Below are 15,145 nucleotides of genomic sequence, written 5' to 3'. Positions count from 1 at the left end.
GTTACACTGGCATCATGATCGCAGTAAAAGAATTAACCAAAAAGTATGGCTCCACGGAGGTTCTCCATGGGCTCACTTTTTCTGTCCCAGACGGGCAGGTCACGGGCTTTTTGGGTCCGAACGGCTCCGGCAAATCCTCAACGATGCGCTGCATCCTGGGGTTGGACACGATAGGCAAGGGTGAGGTCACCTTCGACGGCCAGCCCCTAAGTGCCTACCGCGCCAAGCGCCCCCACATCGCCGGCGCGCTGCTGGAACCCACCTGGTACATGCCCGGCCACTCCGCCCGGGCGCACATCCGCTCCATCGCACAGGCGGCCGGGATCTCGCAGTCCCGCGCCGACGAGTGCCTAGAGCTGGTGGGCCTGGCCGGGGTGCAGAAGCGCAAGATCAAGAAGTTCTCCCTCGGCATGAAGCAGCGCCTGGGCCTGGCAGTGGCCCTGCTTGGCGACCCGAAGCACCTGATCCTCGACGAGCCGGTCAACGGCCTCGATCCGGAGGGCGTCCACTGGATGCGCGAGCTCATCCGCCGCAGTGCCTCCGAAGGCCGCGCCGTGCTGGTCAGCTCCCATCTGCTGCACGAGATGGAAGTCACCGCCGACCGCCTGGTCGTCATCGGCAAGGGCTCCCTCATCGGCGAGTACACGATGGACGAGTTCCTGCGCACGGGGGCCCAGCCCACCATCCGGATGCGCGTGGCCGATCCCGATTCTTTTGTGGACGCCACCTCGCGCTTGGAAGGCATCAACCTCACACGGCGCCCCGACGGCTCCCTGGAGTTCGCCTCCGAGGCCCCCGACTTGGATCGGCACCTCGGCGAACTGGCGCGCGATACCGGCGCGGTGGTGCTGGAGATGACCCCGCAGCGCGCGGGCTTGGAGCAGAAGTTCCTGGACGCGACCGGGCAGGCAGTGGAGTACAGGACTCAGGACAGGAGGGGTCAGTAATGCTAGGAATCATCCGCAGTGAGTGGACGCGCTCGCGCGTCATGTGGGGCACCTGGATCATGCTGGGCTTCGTCCTGCTGTTCTACATCGGTGCCAACGCGCTGACTCTGAGCTACTACAGGTCTGAATATGGGATGAACGAGCCGGAGGTGGGTCTGATGGAGCTGGGCGTGGGCCTTATGCCGGCGTACCTGATGATCCTGTCGCTGTCGGCCGTGCGGGTCAGCGGTACACGCGGGCACAACCTGCACGCGCAGTCCTTCCTGGTGATCCCCGCCCGTTGGCAGCAGCTGTTCGCGCAGATGTTCGTCAACGCTGCGCTGGCGATGGTGACCATGGCTGTGGCAGTGGGAGTCTCGGTCGCGATGATGGCGACCCTGCCGCAGGAGATTAACACCGACGGGCTGCCGCTGCTGGGCTACACGATCCTGTTTGCCGGGCTAATCAGCCTGATGGCCTCCGCGATCGGCGTGTTGATTCCCTCTTCGGCCGGCGCGGTAGCGCTGCCGCTGGTGTGGGCCACCGCGGTGGAGCTGATCTCTCAACAGCTCAGCCAATGGATTGCCGACAACATCGCGCCCTACCTGCCGTTCAACAACATTTGGATGATCCTGGGCGGCAGCGTCTCCATCGGCGCGCACGACACCCCGGTCAGCGTGGCGATCGTTTGCGCCTGGACGGTGGTGCTGGTGGCCTGGGCCTTCTTTGTCCACCAGCGCAAGGACGTTAAATAGTCGCGTTCTCCGCCGCTGCGATCTCGGCAGTGGGCTCGGTGGCCATCACCACCGACCCGCCGTCGCGCAGCGGCTTTAGTGTATCCAGCATCGACTGGGTATCGGTCCACGTGGGCACCAGCACCCGCGGGCCTTCTGGGGCGGGGGCGGCCGCCGGGCCGGGGTAGTCATCCGGCTGCACGCGCAGCTCGGGGGAGAAATCGTTCAGTCCAAAGGGCAGCTCGCCGCCGGACTCCTCCACGCCACGGCCGAAAGGGTCGTCGGAGAGCACGAAAACCTCACCGGAGTGGGCCTCCGCCAGGGCGAGGTCGTCGGTAAAAAGCACGTCGCAAGAGTCGGCGTCCACAATAGAAACACCAGTGCGCCAGCAACCCAGAACGATCATGAGTGGCTGCCAACCCGGGGCGCAGGCGATCCCGACTGATGCCGGGTCGAGCGAATCCAGCAGGTGGGCGGCCTTCGACTGCCAGTTGTGCAGGGTCTGGGCGGATAGCTCCATGCGGCCAGCCGGGGTGTAGGTGGTCAGGCGCGGGCTGGCCGGATCCTGGGCAACGAGCGGGGCGATAATATCCATTAGTTCACACACATCGGACCGTCGCCGCCGGCGTCGATCGGATCCTTTCGGTCGATGCCCTCGCCGGAGCCCGGCGTGCCGACGGTGGTGGGCTGTTCAGAATCGGAACCAGAGCCAGAGCCGGAACCAGTGTCGGTGGTGGTGCCGGCTGTGGAGGCATCGTCGTCCGGGATGCCGTCGCCGTCGAGGTCCTTGATGCCCTCGGTGAGCGTGCCGACGTTCGGGTCGTCCGGCTTTGTCAGCGGGGCGGACTGCTCCAGGATGCCCGGGCCGGCATAGGTGCCGGACAGGGTGACGGAGAGCTCGTGCTCGTCCAGGGAGGAATCCTCCACCACGTTCAGCCCGCCCAGCTGCTTTGCCAGGGCGCGAGCCGCCGGATCGTCGGGGTTCTTGGCGTTCACCTGGGACTCGGAAATGCCGGTCTCGGCGTGGTTGCCGACCTTGCCTGCCTTGTAGCCGTAGTCCTTCGCCAGGTCCGACACCCGGGCGGCGAGCCCGGGCGCCTCGGAGGCGTTGAAGACGTTGACCTTGTAGTCCTTGGCCTTGTAGTCGGTGATGTCGGCGGGCTTGTCGGAGGAAGCGCTCTCCTCGCCCGGCTTGTCGCCCAGCAGATCCTCGAAGAACTCGTGGACCTGGTCGGTGTCTACCGTCACGACGGATTCGCCGTAGTCGCCCGTGCCGTCGATGCTGGTCACGGGGATGGTCTGGAAGCTCACGTCGCCGCCGGCCATGTTCTGCATCTGCGTGGCCAGGCCCATCACGTCCCAGCCGCTGTCCAGCACCACGGAGCGCTGCACCGCGTCGTTGAGCTTGGACATGCTGCCCGGATCCGTCAGTGTCTTGGAGGAAAGCACCTTGTTGGCCAGGCTTGCCATGTAGGCCTGCTGGCGGGTGATGCGATCCAGGTCTCCGCGCGGCAGTTCGTGGCGTTGGCGGACGAAGCTCAGCGCGTCCTGGCCGTTAAGGGTCTGGCGGCCCTTCTTGAACTTCGCGCCGGACAGCGGCTCGTCGACCTTGTTCTTCAGGCACACGTCCACGCCGCCGACCGCGTCGGTGAGCAGCACGAAGCCCAGCAGGCCAACCTCGGCGTAGTGGTCGACGTTGATGCCGGTGAGGTCCGCCACCGAGCTGATGAGCGCCTGGCGGCCCGCTTCCGTGGACTTCTGCTCGATGTCGGACTCGCTGTTGTCGCTATCCTTCTCCAGCTGCTGTGACTTCTCGAACTTAGCTGTGCCGTACACGCCGTTGAGCTTCATGTTGCCGTTGTCAGGGGTGCTGACGTACGTGTCGCGGGGCAGCGACACCGCGGTCGCCGAAGAGCCATCGTTCGGGATGCGGATGAGGATCATCGTGTCCGTGTTCGTGGCTTCTTCGTCGCCCGCGCGGAGCATGTCGATTTCCTTCTGGGACAGCGGTTTGCCCTTCGCATCCGTACGGGAATCCACGCCCACCAGCAGAATGTCGGTTGCTCCGTCCGGCTGGTTGCCGAGGTTCAGGTTGTCCGCCTGGGCCAGCCCACCGTTCAAGTTGCCGACCGCCATGTAGCCGATACCCATCACGACCAGCGCGAGTGCCGAGACCGCAGCCAGCACCCCGCGCGACCAGCCGGGGCCGATCTGCTTGGCTTCTACGCCACCGGGAGCTGCCTGGATACGCCGTGAATGGCGGCTTCTCTCATGCTCTGTCATTATTCACACTTTAGCGGCAAAGATGCCGCTGGTGTAGTACTGATTTTATGAGTGTTTTGGTTTTCGGAGCTTCCGGTCAGGTAGGCCGGTCCCTGCTGCGCCTCCGCCCCGACTTTGTGCCGGTAGGGCGCGCGCACGCGGACCTCGCCGTTGCGGGATCTGTGGATTCTTTCTTATTGACGCCGCCGTCTGATGTGGAAGCCATCGTCAACCTCGCTGCATTCACAGCCGTGGACGCTGCCGAGAAGCCTGAGAACGCGGGCGTGGTGCACCAAGTAAATGCGGTAGCCCCGGGGAGGATGGCCTCCTGGGCCGAGGTGCACGGGGTGCCGATGTGGCACGTCTCCACTGACTACGTTTTCTCCGGGGATCTGCCGGTGGGCTGCGAAAACCCGGTCGACGGCCAGCCCGGCCCGCTGAACGCCTACGGGCGCAGCAAGCTGGAGGGGGAGCGGCGGGTGCTGAACCTCGGCGGCCACGTGGTCCGCACGGGCTGGGTCTACGACGCGACTGGGCGCAACTTTGCCACCACCATGGCGCGCCTGGCACGGACGGGCGTGAACCCCGCGGTGGTGGACGACCAATACGGCCGCCCCACCCACACCGACGTGCTAGCAGCGGAGCTGGCGGCGATGGTGGACGGGCGACAGTCTCCGGCGATCAGCCACGTGACCGGCTCCGGACCGCTCACAACTTGGTGCGGCTTCGCCCGCGAGATCTTCGCCACACTGGGGTGCGATCCGGCACGGGTGAAGGCCATTCCGAGCAGCGAGTATCCCACTCCCGCGCGCCGGCCCCACAACAGTGCTCTGCAGATTCCAGCCACCGGCCTGCCCGCGTGGCGGGATAGTTTGCGGGCTGCCCTGGGGTAACCTCAACGGCCATGACAGAGGCACCCATCGCGATTATCACCGTGACCTATTCACCGGGGGAGTACCTAAACAAGTTCCTGGACTCGGTGCCAACCAACGCGCGGGTCGTCATGGTGGACAACGGGTCCACGGACGGAGCTCCCGAGGCGGCCGCGGAGGCCGGGCGCGCGGAATTGATCTACAGCGGGGGCAACGTCGGCTACGGGGCCGGCATGAACCTCGGCGCCCGGCATCTGCGCGCGGCCCGCGAAGCTGGAGAGATCAACCCGGACTACCTGGTGATCTCCAACCCGGACGTCGTGTTTAGCGAGGACGCGATTGAGGAACTATTGGAGGCGGCTCGGCGTCACCCTCGAGCAGGAGCGCTGGGCCCCCGCATCGTAGAGGCAGACGGCAGCGCCTACCCATCCGCCCGCGCGGTGCCGCAACTCGGCTCCGGCATCGGGCATGCACTGCTGGGCAAGATCTGGCCGACCAATCCCTGGACCAAGCGCTACCTGGACGACGAAGACATGGACAGCGAGCGAACCGCAGGCTGGCTGAGTGGCTCCTGCCTGCTGCTGCGCTGGGATGCCTTCGAGGCCCTGGGCGGGTTCGACGAGCGTTACTTCATGTATATGGAAGACGTGGACCTGGGCGACCGATTGGGGCGCGCGGGGTGGCTGAACGTTTTCGTTCCAAGCGCGGAGATCCGGCACGCTAAGGGGCACGTGGCGGGCAAGCACCCGGACGTCGTGCTGAAGGCCCACCACGACAGCGCTTACCGCTTCCAGGCGGACCGGCTGCCGGGGTGGCGCTACCTTCCGGTGCGCATGGTGCTGAAGGCCGGGCTGAAGATCCGCGAGAAGATTGCAATTGCGGCAGCGCACGGCGTGGGTTGAACGCCGCGGCAAAAACAGTGACTAGTGTGTGAAAACCAATAGCAAGAAGCAGTAAGGAACAGAAAGGCCAAAGAAGTGGTAGATCTCGCAGCCACGACCGACGCAGTGATCCTGGTCGGAGGCAAGGGCACCCGACTGCGCCCCCTGACTAACTCCATCCCGAAGCCGATGCTGCCGGTGGCGGGCGCGCCATTCCTGGAGCACCTGCTGGCCCGCATCAAGGCCGCCGGTATGACGCACGTGGTGCTCGGCACCTCGTTCAAGGCCGAGGTCTTTGAGGAGCACTTCGGCGACGGCAGCCACCTGGGGCTGGAGATCGAGTACGTGGTGGAGGAGGAGCCGCTGGGCACCGGCGGCGGCATCCGCAACGTGCTGGACCACCTGCGCTATGACCGCGCCATGGTTTTCAACGGCGACGTGCTGGGCGGGACGGATCTGAATGCCGTGGCGAAAACCCACGTGGAGCAGGAGGCGGATGTGACACTGCACCTGCTGCGCGTCTCTGACCCCCGCGCCTTCGGCTGCGTGCCGACGGATGCCGACGGCCGCGTGAGCGCGTTCCTGGAGAAGACGGAGGATCCGCCGACGGATCAGATCAACGCTGGCAGCTACGTGTTCAACCGCTCCGTGATCGAGAAGATCCCCGCCGGCCGCCCGGTGAGTGTGGAGCGCGAGATCTTCCCGGCCCTGCTGGAATCCGGCGCCCGGGTGTTCGGCCACGTGGATCAGTCCTATTGGCGCGACATGGGCACGCCGGCGGACTTTGTGCGCGGGTCCTCGGACCTGGTGCGCGGTATCGCCCCCTCGCCGCTGCTTGCCGGACGCCACGGGGAGAGCCTGGTGGACGAGTCCAGTGCTATCGCCGGCGGTGCACTGCTGCTGGGCGGCACCGTGATCGGCCGCGGCGTGGAGATCGGCGGCGGGGCGCGCGTGGAGGAATCCGTGGTCTTCGATGGCGTGCAGATCGAGGCGGGCGCGACTGTGGAGCGCTGCGTGATCGCCGCCGGCGTGCGCATCGGTGCGCGGGCGCACCTGGTGGACTGCGTGATCGGAGAGGGGGCCGTTATCGGTGCCCGCTGCGAGCTGCGCGACGGTCTGCGCGTGTGGCCGGGAGTAAGTTTGCCGGACGGCGGCGTGCGCTTTTCCTCCGATATCTAGCGTTTTTCGCCCTCCGAGGAAAAATTTAGACAAATTTCACTACATCTAGTGTGTCCTGAACTAAAGGTTCAGGAAAATGTCTATATATTGTGGTTTTAGATAGTGCTCCGTGTATACATTGTGGTTGCGCGGGAGCCTATTCTCTAAGGAGGGTGTGGCCATTGGGGTCCTAGTGACTGATGTGGCTGGTGTGACTTGAGGGAATTTTCCAAAGCTTGACGCGGTGTAATTACCAGTGTGTAATCTTCAGTAGACCGACAAAGACAGGCATCAGATGAGGAGACTCCCCGTGGACAAGTCAGTAGACACCGCCCTTCGTGGCCACTTTGCTGACGGTTCCTCGGCGGTGGAGCAGGAGGCGAACATGGACAATGAAGCTCGCCAGAAGAACCTCTTCGATCTGACGCAGGATTTCGACTTGCTTTTCGATGCTGTGGAGCAGGACTGGCAAGAGCAGGCGCTGTGCGCGCAAACCGACCCGGAGGCGTTCTTCCCGGAGAAGGGTGGCTCCACCCGCGAGGCCAAGCGCATCTGCCAAGCCTGCGGCGTGCGCGACGAGTGCCTGGAATATGCACTGGAGCACGACGAGCGCTTCGGTATCTGGGGTGGGCTCTCCGAGCGTGAGCGTCGCCGCCTGAAGAAGCGAATCGGCTAGCTAAAGCCGGGGGTCGATCTGAGTGGGGGAGACGTTCAGGTAGCAGGCCACCAAGCGCACAATGATCATCCGCAGGATGTCCTGCAGCTCCCGCGCGGAAGCGGCGCGGGCCTCCACCGGACGGCGGAAAATAATGATGCGCGGGCGGGTAGGGGCGCCGGTGTTGTCCACGCCGGCGGTCACCAGCCGGCCCAGCGGAACCTGGCCATCGGCGACCACATCCTCCGGCCACTGCCGGTAACCCGTGCTCAGCCGCATGCGTGGCACGACGTCGACGGCGATATCGAGGCTGGAAAGTTCGGCGTCAAAACGCTCCAAAATAGGTTCGAACGCATCCAGAACCGCATCGTCGAAGCGCTCCGAACGCGACTTATTCCGCGGCACTTCCGGCAGTAAAATTCCCCGGATGCCTCTGCCACGGGGATCCTGCCTCATGCGCGCGTCCTGCTTCATAGGAACACATCTTAACCGTGTCGCGGCGACATGCCACGAGGGCACGCTCGAAAGCCAGGGGAAAAGGGCTACACTAATGCGCGTGACTTTTATCCGACAATGCTCTCGCCCCGGCTGCGGCAAACCCGCCGTTGCCACGCTGGAGTTCAACTATGCAGAGCAGCTGGCCATCGTGGGGCCGCTGAGCGTTAGCGGAAACCCTCACCGGTGGGACCTGTGCGAAAACCACGCCCGCCGCACCACCGTCCCGCAGGGCTGGAGGCTGGAATTCGCCGACGAGCCTGCGGCGGCCGAAGCTGACGAAGAAGACCTGATGGCGCTGGCCGAGGCTGTGCAGCAGGCCGCAGAGCACGAGAAGCAGACGGAGGCGCAACCGGCCCCTCGGCTCTACCGCCGCTCGGAGATCCCCGAAGCCACGCCGCACCATCCCTCCATGAAGAACCTGCCCCGGTCCACGCCGCGCCGCCACCTGCGCGCGGTCCGCGACCAGCACTAGCGAAAGGAAACCCCCATGGCTACCCATTCCCCCAAAGACGTAGCAGCGGCCATCAAGGCCTATGACGTCCGTGGAGTTGTCGGCGAGGGCGCCGGATTCCTCAACAAGGAGTTCGTGCGCGACGTGGCGGCTTCCTTCGCCTGCCTGATGCGTGAGGAGGGTGCGGAGACGATCGTCGTCGGCCACGACATGCGCGATAGCTCCCCGAGTCTGGCCGCCGCCTTCGCCGAAGGTGTGAACGCGCAGGGGCTGGATACCATCACCCTGGGCCTCACCAGCACTGACGAGCTGTACTACGCCAGCGGCGTGAAGGAATGCCCGGGTGCCATGTTCACCGCGTCCCACAACCCGGCGAAGTACAACGGCATCAAGCTCTGCCGCGCCGGCGCCCGCCCGGTGGGGCAGGATTCCGGCCTGGATCGCATCTCGAACGAACTGGTCGAGGGCATCCCCACCTACGACGGCGAGCCCGGCACCAACACCACCGAGGACGTGCTGGAAGGCTACGCCGAATACCTGAACAACCTGGTGCCGCTGAACATCCACCCCCTGAAGGTCGCGGTGGACGCGGGCAACGGCATGGGCGGGCTGACCGTTCCCGCCGTACTGAAGCAGGACTCGCTGGAGATCTTCGACCTCTACTTCGAGCTCGACGGCAACTTCCCGAACCACGAGGCCAACCCGCTGGATCCGAAGAACCTGGTGGATCTGCAGAAGTTCACCGTGGACAAGGGTGCGGACCTCGGCATCGCCTTCGACGGCGACGCGGACCGCTGCTTCATCGTGGACGAGCTGGGCGAGGCCGTTTCCCCCTCCACCATCTGCGCCATGATCGCCGAGCGCTACCTGGACGAGCAGCCGGGCGCGACGATCATCCACAACCTGATCACCTCCAAGTCCGTACGTGAACTGGTGGAGGCCAAGGGTGGCAAGCCGGTGCGCACCCGCGTGGGCCACTCCTTCATCAAGGCCCAGATGGCCAAGGAGGGCGCCGTCTTCGGCGGCGAGCACTCCGCCCACTACTACTTCAGCGACTTTTTCAACGCGGACTCCGGCATGCTGGCCGCCTTGCACGTGCTGGCTACCCTTGGCGGGCAGGATAAGCCGCTCTCCGAACTGAAGCGCGCCTACGAGACCTACCGTGCCTCCGGGGAAATCAACTCCGAGGTAGCCGACCAGGTGGGGCGCACCGAGGCCGTGGTGGAGGCCTTCGCCGACCGCACCGCATCCGTCGACCGGCTGGACGGCGTGACCATCGAGCTGCAGGACGGCTCGTGGTTGAACGTGAGGGCGTCAAACACCGAACCGCTGCTGCGCCTCAACGTCGAGGCGCGCGACGACGAAGGAGTGCAGGCCATCGTCGACGAAGCTCTCGCCGTGATCCGGGCTTAGGAGGCACATATGCGCCGCATCGAAGGTGTTGTCCAGAACTACGCCTGGGGCTCGCACGAAGCGCTGGCGAAGCTGCAGGGGCGGCCCACACCCAGCGAAAAGCCGGAGGCCGAGCTGTGGTTCGGCGCGCACCCGGGCGCTCCCGGGGAGCTGCTGGACCTAATTACCGCCGACCCCGAAGGGCAGCTGGGGCAGGGACGCAAGAGCCTGCCGTTTCTGCTGAAGCTGCTGGCCGCCGAACGCGCGCTGAGCATCCAGGTGCATCCGACGAAGGCGCAGGCCGAGGCGGGATTCGCCGCCGATGAGGCCGCGGGGATCGCCCGTGACGCCTTCGAGCGCAACTACAAGGACGACAACCACAAGCCCGAGCTGCTGGTGGCTCTGGGCGAGTTCGAGGCGATGGCGGGCTTCCGACCGGTTACCCGCACCGCCGAGCTGCTGGATAGGCTGGCCCTCCCCGAGCTGGATTTCCTGCGCGGCGATCTGCGCGGTGCGGTCGAGCGCGCGCTGCACATGCCGGAGGGGGATCTTCCGGAGATTATTGACGCCCTCACGCGGCGCTGCCGGGAGCTTGTGGCCCACGCGGACGATTGGATGGGCGAGGTGGCGGACCTGGTGGTGCGCCTGGAGCAGCAGTACCCGAACGACCGAGGCGTGCTGTTCGCGCTGCTACTGAACCGCGTGGTGCTGCAGGAAGGCGAAGCGCTATACCTGGATGCGGGACAGCTGCACGCCTACGTGCGCGGCACCGGAGTGGAGATCATGGCGAACTCGGACAACGTGCTGCGCTGTGGCTTGACTCCGAAGCACATCGACGTCGAAGAACTACTGAGCGTGGTGCGTTGGGAGGAACTCGCGGATCCGCGGCTGCAGGCCGATGCGGAAGGGGTGTACCACACTCCGGCGGAGGAGTTCAGCCTGTGCAGAGTAGACGGAGAGGCCGAGGCCGCCGGACCGGCGATCGTTCTGGCTGTCGGGGGAACCGTGGAGTGCGGGGAGCTGCACCTGGACAGCGGCTCCGCCGCGTGGGTGCCCGCAGGCGAGGAAGCGCGTGTGAGCGGGAAGGCCTTTATCGCTCGTCCCGGGGCTTAGGCTTCGGTCCGGCCGTGGTGTCGGTGGGGCCGTCTGAGGCCTCGCCGCTGTTAGGTTTCTTTGGATCCTCGGCCTCGTCAGTCCCGCGCTGCGGCTCGGCGGTCTTAGTCGAGTCGGAAGGCTCCAGAGGGAAGCCATCCGTCGGGAATGGGATCTCGGCGCTGCCGTCCGTGGCCTTGCCGGTCTCGGTGACGGGGCCGGGCTTAGTTGTGCCGGGCTGTTCCGCCTGCGACGCGCCCGGCAGAGCCGACGAGACCTGTGGAGCCTGCTGGGTCGACGGGGACTGGGGCGGAACCTGTGGCTGCTGTGGCTGCTGTGCCTGCCCGGGGGACTCCAGGCCTTCCGCGACGATGGTCTCGGACGGCTGTAAGCCGTTATTCTGCTGGCCGTTCCAGGCGTTGGGTGGCAGGTAGGGATCCTGACCCAGCGGAGCGACGTTGCTGAAGCTCGACCCGTTCCCGGACTGCGGGGCGCGAGTGGAGTAGGCGGGAGGATTCGGCGGCGAGGCCGGCTCATCGGAGACCACATCGTGATCCTGGGAGGCCGCTCCCGTGCTGATGGCGACGGTCGACTCCTCTGCCGTATTGCGGTTCGGGGAGGTGGCCTCCGAACCCGACTGCCAGGTCCAGACGCCGATGATGCCGGCCAGGACTAAGCCGACGATGGCGATGCCACTGATGGCGCGGGGAACCGGGGAGTGCTGCTCACCGGTTTCGTAGATGACGGCGGTGCCCTTCTCTTCGGCTTCCTTGGTGCCATTGTCTTCTGTGGCCATCTGGCTCACCTCCTTGTCGGCAGAGTCTTTTCGGTGTCTTTTCGGTGTTTGTTCGGTGTTTGTTCGGTAAAGATCACAATTTGGTTAAGGCATCACAGAGCCTAGCAGGGATACACGGCTTTGACCAGAGTTATTGGGCGTGTAAACGCGCTACAGTCGGTAATTGAGCGACAGAAAGGGCAGCACCATGAGTAACTGGGACGAATTCATCTTCTCGCAGGAAGACAACGTGGACTTCCTGGACGAACTGGCCGACCTGGACGGCCCCGAGTTGGCTGGGGCTCTCGTGGACGCCGTGAACCTGGCTTTGCGTGAGGAACAATCCGGTTCGGTGGACTACTCCATCGGCCTGTGCGCTGCCACGGTCACAGCCATCTGGGGTGGTGCGCCCTTCAGCACGGCGACTGTGGCTGACGAACACCCCTTTATCCGCGCCCACATTGGCGAATGCCCGACCAACCTGCAGGAAGTTTCGCTGCAGCTGCTGGACGGGGAAATGGAACGGCGCGAGGGCGAGGAAGACCTGGAAGCCGAGGGGCTGGAAACCTTTGTCGAGGCCTTGAGCTAGTACGCAAGCACCAGAACGCGAGATAGTAGACTGTCTGAAAGCTATACCGTGAGAATTTACCGAGGAGTCACCCCACCCATGGAGTTTAAAGTCAAGGATCTCTCGCTGGCAGAGGCCGGCCGCCACCAGATCCGCCTGGCGGAATACGAGATGCCCGGGCTGATGCAGCTGCGTAGCGAATACGCGGAAGATCAGCCCCTGAAGGGCGCCCGCATCGTCGGCTCCATCCACATGACCGTGCAGACCGCCGTGCTCATCGAAACTCTGGTGGCCCTTGGTGCAGAGGTGCGCTGGGCATCCTGCAACATCTTCTCCACCCAAGACGAGGCCGCCGCGGCCATCGTCGTCGGTGACGGCACCCCGGAAACTCCGGCCGGCGTGCCGGTCTTCGCTTGGAAGGGCGAGACCCTGGACGAGTACTGGTGGTGCCTGAAGCAGATCTTCACCTGGGGCGAAGGCGTGGAGGCCAACATGATCCTCGACGACGGTGGTGACGCGACCATGGCCGTCATCAAGGGCATGGAATTCGAAAATGCCGGCCTGGTCCCCGACGCGGAGGAGCAGGACGCAGACGAGTACAAGGCCTTCCTCGGAATGCTGCGTGAGACCTTGGCGGAGGACGGTAAGTTCTGGAGCCGGGCGTCAGAAAACATCAAGGGCGTAACCGAAGAAACGACGACGGGCGTGCACCGCCTGTACCACTTCGCGGAACAGGGGCTGCTGCCCTTCCCGGCGATGAACGTCAACGATGCGGTGACGAAGTCCAAGTTCGACAACCGCTACGGCACCCGCCACTCCCTGATCGACGGCATCAACCGCGCCACCGACATGCTGATCGGCGGTAAGTCGGTGCTGCTGTGCGGCTACGGTGACGTGGGCAAGGGCTGCGCCGAGGCGCTGGCGGGCCAGGGCGCGATCGTAAAGGTCACCGAGGTCGACCCGATTAACGCTCTGCAGGCCCTCATGGACGGCTTCGAGGTCGTGCAGGTAGAGGACTTTATTGGTGACGCCGACATCGTCATCACCGCAACGGGCAACCTCGGAATCATCACGTTTGAGCACATGCAGATGATGAAGAACCACGCAGTGCTCGGCAACATCGGCCACTTCGACAACGAGATCGACATGGCCAGCCTGCTGCACCGCGAGGACGTCAGCCGCGTGACCATCAAGCCACAGGTGGACGAGTTCACCTTCCCAGGTGCCAACGGCGACCCGGTCTCCATCGTGGTGCTGAGCGAGGGGCGCCTGCTGAACCTCGGCAACGCCACCGGCCACCCGTCGTTCGTGATGTCCAACTCCTTCGCTGACCAGACGATCGCGCAGATCGAGCTGTACACGAAGTCCGACCAGTACGGCAACGACGTCTACCGCCTGCCGAAGATCCTGGACGAAATGGTTGCGCGCATCCACGTTGAGGCGCTCGGCGGCAAGCTGACGACGCTAACCAAGGAACAGGCGGAGTACATCGGCGTGGATGTTGCCGGCCCGTTCAAGCCGGAGCACTACCGCTACTAAATATGATCGTTAGCTTTGAAGGGGTCGATGGCGCAGGGAAGAATACGCTGGTCACGGCAGTAGAAAAGGAGTTGGTGGAACGCGAGGTGCCGGTGGCGCGCGTCGCGTTCCCGCGTTACGAGGAATCCCACCCGGCGATGTTGGCGCGAGAGGCGCTGCACGAGAACCTGGGGGATCTGATCGATTCCGTGCACGGCATGGCCACCCTGTTCGCCCTCGATCGCGCCGAGATTGGGGCGGAACTGGCGGACTTCGACGCAGATGGTTACGTGATCCTGATCGACCGCTACACCGCCTCCAACGTGGCCTATTCCGCCGCGCGAGTCGACGGCGACGTGGCCGAGGTCGGCCAGTGGGTTACCCAACTGGAGCAGGAGAAGCTGGGAATCCCGGCGCCCGACCTACAGATCTTGGTGGACGTCGAGGCGAAGGTGGCCGGGCAGCGCGCCGAGTCCCGGGAAGCCCAGGATCAGTCGCGGGCACGGGATGCTTACGAACGGGACAGCAGCCTGCAGGAACGCACCGTCCGTGCCTACCGGGCGCTGGCGGAGCAGCAGTGGCTGAGCCCATGGGTGACGGTCGACAGCACTGGAGATGACTATGAGGCCCGCGCGGCAAAGGTCGCGGACCTGCTGGAAGAAATGAGAGGATGACAACCGTGGAAACGAAGATTCTGGTGGTCGATGACGACCCGGCTATCGCGGAAATGCTCACCATCGTTCTGCAGGGCGAGGGCTTTCGCACCGTAGTAGTGGGCGATGGCGTAGAAGCCGTGAAGGCCGCGGAGGAACACAACCCGGATCTCATCCTGCTGGACGTCATGCTGCCCGGCATGAACGGCATTGACGTGTGCAAGGCGATCCGCGAAACCTCCACGGTGCCGATCGTCATGCTGACGGCGCGCACCGACACCGTGGACGTGGTGCTGGGTCTGGAATCCGGCGCCGACGACTACGTGCACAAGCCGTTTAAGCCGAAGGAGCTGGTGGCGCGCGTGCGGGCTCGCCTGCGCCGCACCCCCGAGGAGGCTCCTGCGGAAACGATCGAGGTGGCAGACCTGAAGATCGACGTGCCCGGCCACCAAGTGATCCGCGATGGCCAGGAGATCGCGCTGACCCCGATCGAGTTTGACCTGCTGGTCACGCTGGCCTCCCGCCCGCGCCAGGTGTTCTCCCGCGAGGAGTTGCTGGAGCAAGTGTGGGGCTACCGCAAGTCCAGCGATACCCGCCTGGTGAACGTCCACATTCAGCGCCTGCGCTCCAAGGTGGAGAAGGACCCGGATGATCCGAAGATCATCCAGACCGTCCGCGGGATCGGCTACAAGACCGGCGAATAGGTTCTC

The 15,145-nt window shown here is 64.8% G+C and carries 17 protein-coding genes; 13 read left to right on the top strand and 4 right to left on the bottom strand.

Annotated elements, in window-relative coordinates; genetic code table 11:
- Window positions 1–14 precede the first annotated feature (14 nt).
- Window positions 15–947, top strand: coding sequence for an ATP-binding cassette domain-containing protein (locus JQ46_RS01255; RefSeq protein WP_034984801.1), 933 nt, complete (start codon window positions 15–17; stop codon window positions 945–947).
- Window positions 947–1,681 (top strand): ABC transporter permease, encoded by a 735-nt coding sequence (locus JQ46_RS01250; RefSeq protein ID WP_034984798.1) that lies wholly within the window; start codon window positions 947–949, stop codon window positions 1,679–1,681. The genes JQ46_RS01255 and JQ46_RS01250 overlap by 1 nt, the downstream gene beginning before the upstream one ends.
- On the opposite strand, the gene JQ46_RS01245 is transcribed toward JQ46_RS01250, so the two are convergent.
- Complete coding sequence (locus JQ46_RS01245; protein ID WP_034984795.1) at window positions 1,674–2,255, bottom strand: TIGR03089 family protein; 582 nt, start codon at window positions 2,253–2,255, stop codon at window positions 1,674–1,676. The genes JQ46_RS01250 and JQ46_RS01245 overlap by 8 nt on opposite strands.
- A complete protein-coding gene (locus JQ46_RS01240) occupies window positions 2,255–3,943 on the bottom strand; it encodes an LCP family protein (RefSeq protein WP_034984791.1) in 1,689 nt (562 codons plus the stop codon). The genes JQ46_RS01245 and JQ46_RS01240 overlap by 1 nt, the downstream gene beginning before the upstream one ends.
- A gap of 47 nt (window positions 3,944–3,990) precedes the next feature.
- Between JQ46_RS01240 and JQ46_RS01235 the strand changes: the two genes are divergently transcribed.
- From JQ46_RS01235 to JQ46_RS01220, 4 genes are all read left to right on the top strand, one after another.
- The gene (locus tag JQ46_RS01235) at window positions 3,991–4,815 is read left to right on the top strand and encodes an SDR family oxidoreductase (RefSeq protein ID WP_034984786.1); all 825 of its coding nucleotides are present in this window, start codon (window positions 3,991–3,993) and stop codon (window positions 4,813–4,815) included.
- Window positions 4,816–4,826: 11 nt separating this feature from the next.
- Window positions 4,827–5,696, top strand: coding sequence for a glycosyltransferase family 2 protein (locus JQ46_RS01230; RefSeq protein WP_034984780.1), 870 nt, complete (start codon window positions 4,827–4,829; stop codon window positions 5,694–5,696).
- Window positions 5,697–5,771: 75 nt separating this feature from the next.
- On the top strand, window positions 5,772–6,854 hold the full coding sequence (locus JQ46_RS01225) for a sugar phosphate nucleotidyltransferase (RefSeq protein WP_034984774.1): 1,083 nt from the start codon (window positions 5,772–5,774) through the stop codon (window positions 6,852–6,854).
- 364 nt (window positions 6,855–7,218) lie between these two features.
- Window positions 7,219–7,509: a WhiB family transcriptional regulator gene (locus JQ46_RS01220; protein ID WP_237744672.1), complete on the top strand. Its 291-nt coding sequence runs from the start codon at window positions 7,219–7,221 to the stop codon at window positions 7,507–7,509.
- On the opposite strand, the gene JQ46_RS01215 is transcribed toward JQ46_RS01220, so the two are convergent.
- Window positions 7,510–7,962: a metallopeptidase family protein gene (locus JQ46_RS01215; RefSeq protein WP_034984769.1), complete on the bottom strand. Its 453-nt coding sequence runs from the start codon at window positions 7,960–7,962 to the stop codon at window positions 7,510–7,512. It abuts the gene before it with no gap.
- 82 nt (window positions 7,963–8,044) lie between these two features.
- Here JQ46_RS01215 and JQ46_RS01210 point away from each other — a divergent pair, with 82 nt between their 5' ends.
- Genes JQ46_RS01210 through manA form a run of 3 tightly spaced genes read left to right on the top strand, consistent with a single transcriptional unit; the run spans window position 8,045 to window position 10,942 of the window.
- Window positions 8,045–8,458: a DUF3499 domain-containing protein gene (locus tag JQ46_RS01210; protein WP_237744662.1), complete on the top strand. Its 414-nt coding sequence runs from the start codon at window positions 8,045–8,047 to the stop codon at window positions 8,456–8,458.
- Between the two features lie 15 nt (window positions 8,459–8,473).
- The gene (locus JQ46_RS01205; RefSeq protein WP_034984763.1) at window positions 8,474–9,850 is read left to right on the top strand and encodes a phosphomannomutase/phosphoglucomutase; all 1,377 of its coding nucleotides are present in this window, start codon (window positions 8,474–8,476) and stop codon (window positions 9,848–9,850) included.
- A 9-nt stretch (window positions 9,851–9,859) separates the two neighbouring features.
- Window positions 9,860–10,942, top strand: a complete 1,083-nt coding sequence (manA, locus tag JQ46_RS01200; RefSeq protein WP_034984760.1) for a mannose-6-phosphate isomerase, class I — start codon at window positions 9,860–9,862, stop codon at window positions 10,940–10,942.
- Here the strand turns inward: manA and JQ46_RS01195 are convergent.
- On the bottom strand, window positions 10,920–11,717 hold the full coding sequence (locus JQ46_RS01195) for a hypothetical protein (protein WP_034984757.1): 798 nt from the start codon (window positions 11,715–11,717) through the stop codon (window positions 10,920–10,922). The two genes, manA and JQ46_RS01195, sit on opposite strands and share 23 nt — an antisense overlap.
- A 187-nt stretch (window positions 11,718–11,904) precedes the next feature.
- On the opposite strand from JQ46_RS01195, the gene JQ46_RS01190 reads away from it, so the two are divergent.
- The 4 genes from JQ46_RS01190 to mtrA all read left to right on the top strand — a co-directional run bounded on the left by JQ46_RS01190 (window position 11,905) and on the right by mtrA (window position 15,139).
- Entirely contained in the window at window positions 11,905–12,285 is a 381-nt protein-coding gene (locus JQ46_RS01190; protein ID WP_034984754.1) for a DUF4259 domain-containing protein, read from the top strand.
- Window positions 12,286–12,363: 78 nt separating this feature from the next.
- A complete protein-coding gene (ahcY, locus tag JQ46_RS01185; RefSeq protein WP_034984751.1) occupies window positions 12,364–13,803 on the top strand; it encodes an adenosylhomocysteinase in 1,440 nt (479 codons plus the stop codon).
- A 2-nt stretch (window positions 13,804–13,805) separates the two neighbouring features.
- Entirely contained in the window at window positions 13,806–14,456 is a 651-nt protein-coding gene (locus JQ46_RS01180) for a dTMP kinase (RefSeq protein ID WP_034984748.1), read from the top strand.
- 5 nt (window positions 14,457–14,461) lie between these two features.
- Window positions 14,462–15,139, top strand: a complete 678-nt coding sequence (mtrA, locus tag JQ46_RS01175) for an MtrAB system response regulator MtrA (RefSeq protein WP_155271074.1) — start codon at window positions 14,462–14,464, stop codon at window positions 15,137–15,139.
- Window positions 15,140–15,145 lie beyond the last annotated feature (6 nt).

Origin of the sequence: Corynebacterium jeikeium (genome assembly GCF_000738175.1) — a bacterium.
Taxonomy (GTDB): Bacteria; Actinomycetota; Actinomycetes; order Mycobacteriales; family Mycobacteriaceae; genus Corynebacterium; species Corynebacterium jeikeium_C.
Note: the sequence above shows the minus strand (reverse complement) of the source record. Positions and strands in the feature narration are given on the sequence as shown.

Coding starts and splice junctions, on each gene's coding strand:
- JQ46_RS01235 (WP_034984786.1), top strand. CDS start 3,991: ATGAGTGTTTTGGTTTTCGGAGCTTCCGGTCAGGTAGGCCGGTCCCTG.
- manA (WP_034984760.1), top strand. CDS start 9,860: ATGCGCCGCATCGAAGGTGTTGTCCAGAACTACGCCTGGGGCTCGCAC.
- JQ46_RS01195 (WP_034984757.1), bottom strand. CDS start 11,717: ATGGCCACAGAAGACAATGGCACCAAGGAAGCCGAAGAGAAGGGCACC.
- JQ46_RS01180 (WP_034984748.1), top strand. CDS start 13,806: ATGATCGTTAGCTTTGAAGGGGTCGATGGCGCAGGGAAGAATACGCTG.
- JQ46_RS01205 (WP_034984763.1), top strand. CDS start 8,474: ATGGCTACCCATTCCCCCAAAGACGTAGCAGCGGCCATCAAGGCCTAT.
- JQ46_RS01250 (WP_034984798.1), top strand. CDS start 947: ATGCTAGGAATCATCCGCAGTGAGTGGACGCGCTCGCGCGTCATGTGG.
- JQ46_RS01255 (WP_034984801.1), top strand. CDS start 15: ATGATCGCAGTAAAAGAATTAACCAAAAAGTATGGCTCCACGGAGGTT.
- JQ46_RS01245 (WP_034984795.1), bottom strand. CDS start 2,255: ATGGATATTATCGCCCCGCTCGTTGCCCAGGATCCGGCCAGCCCGCGC.
- ahcY (WP_034984751.1), top strand. CDS start 12,364: ATGGAGTTTAAAGTCAAGGATCTCTCGCTGGCAGAGGCCGGCCGCCAC.
- JQ46_RS01230 (WP_034984780.1), top strand. CDS start 4,827: ATGACAGAGGCACCCATCGCGATTATCACCGTGACCTATTCACCGGGG.
- JQ46_RS01215 (WP_034984769.1), bottom strand. CDS start 7,962: ATGAAGCAGGACGCGCGCATGAGGCAGGATCCCCGTGGCAGAGGCATC.
- JQ46_RS01190 (WP_034984754.1), top strand. CDS start 11,905: ATGAGTAACTGGGACGAATTCATCTTCTCGCAGGAAGACAACGTGGAC.
- JQ46_RS01240 (WP_034984791.1), bottom strand. CDS start 3,943: ATGACAGAGCATGAGAGAAGCCGCCATTCACGGCGTATCCAGGCAGCT.
- JQ46_RS01220 (WP_237744672.1), top strand. CDS start 7,219: ATGGACAATGAAGCTCGCCAGAAGAACCTCTTCGATCTGACGCAGGAT.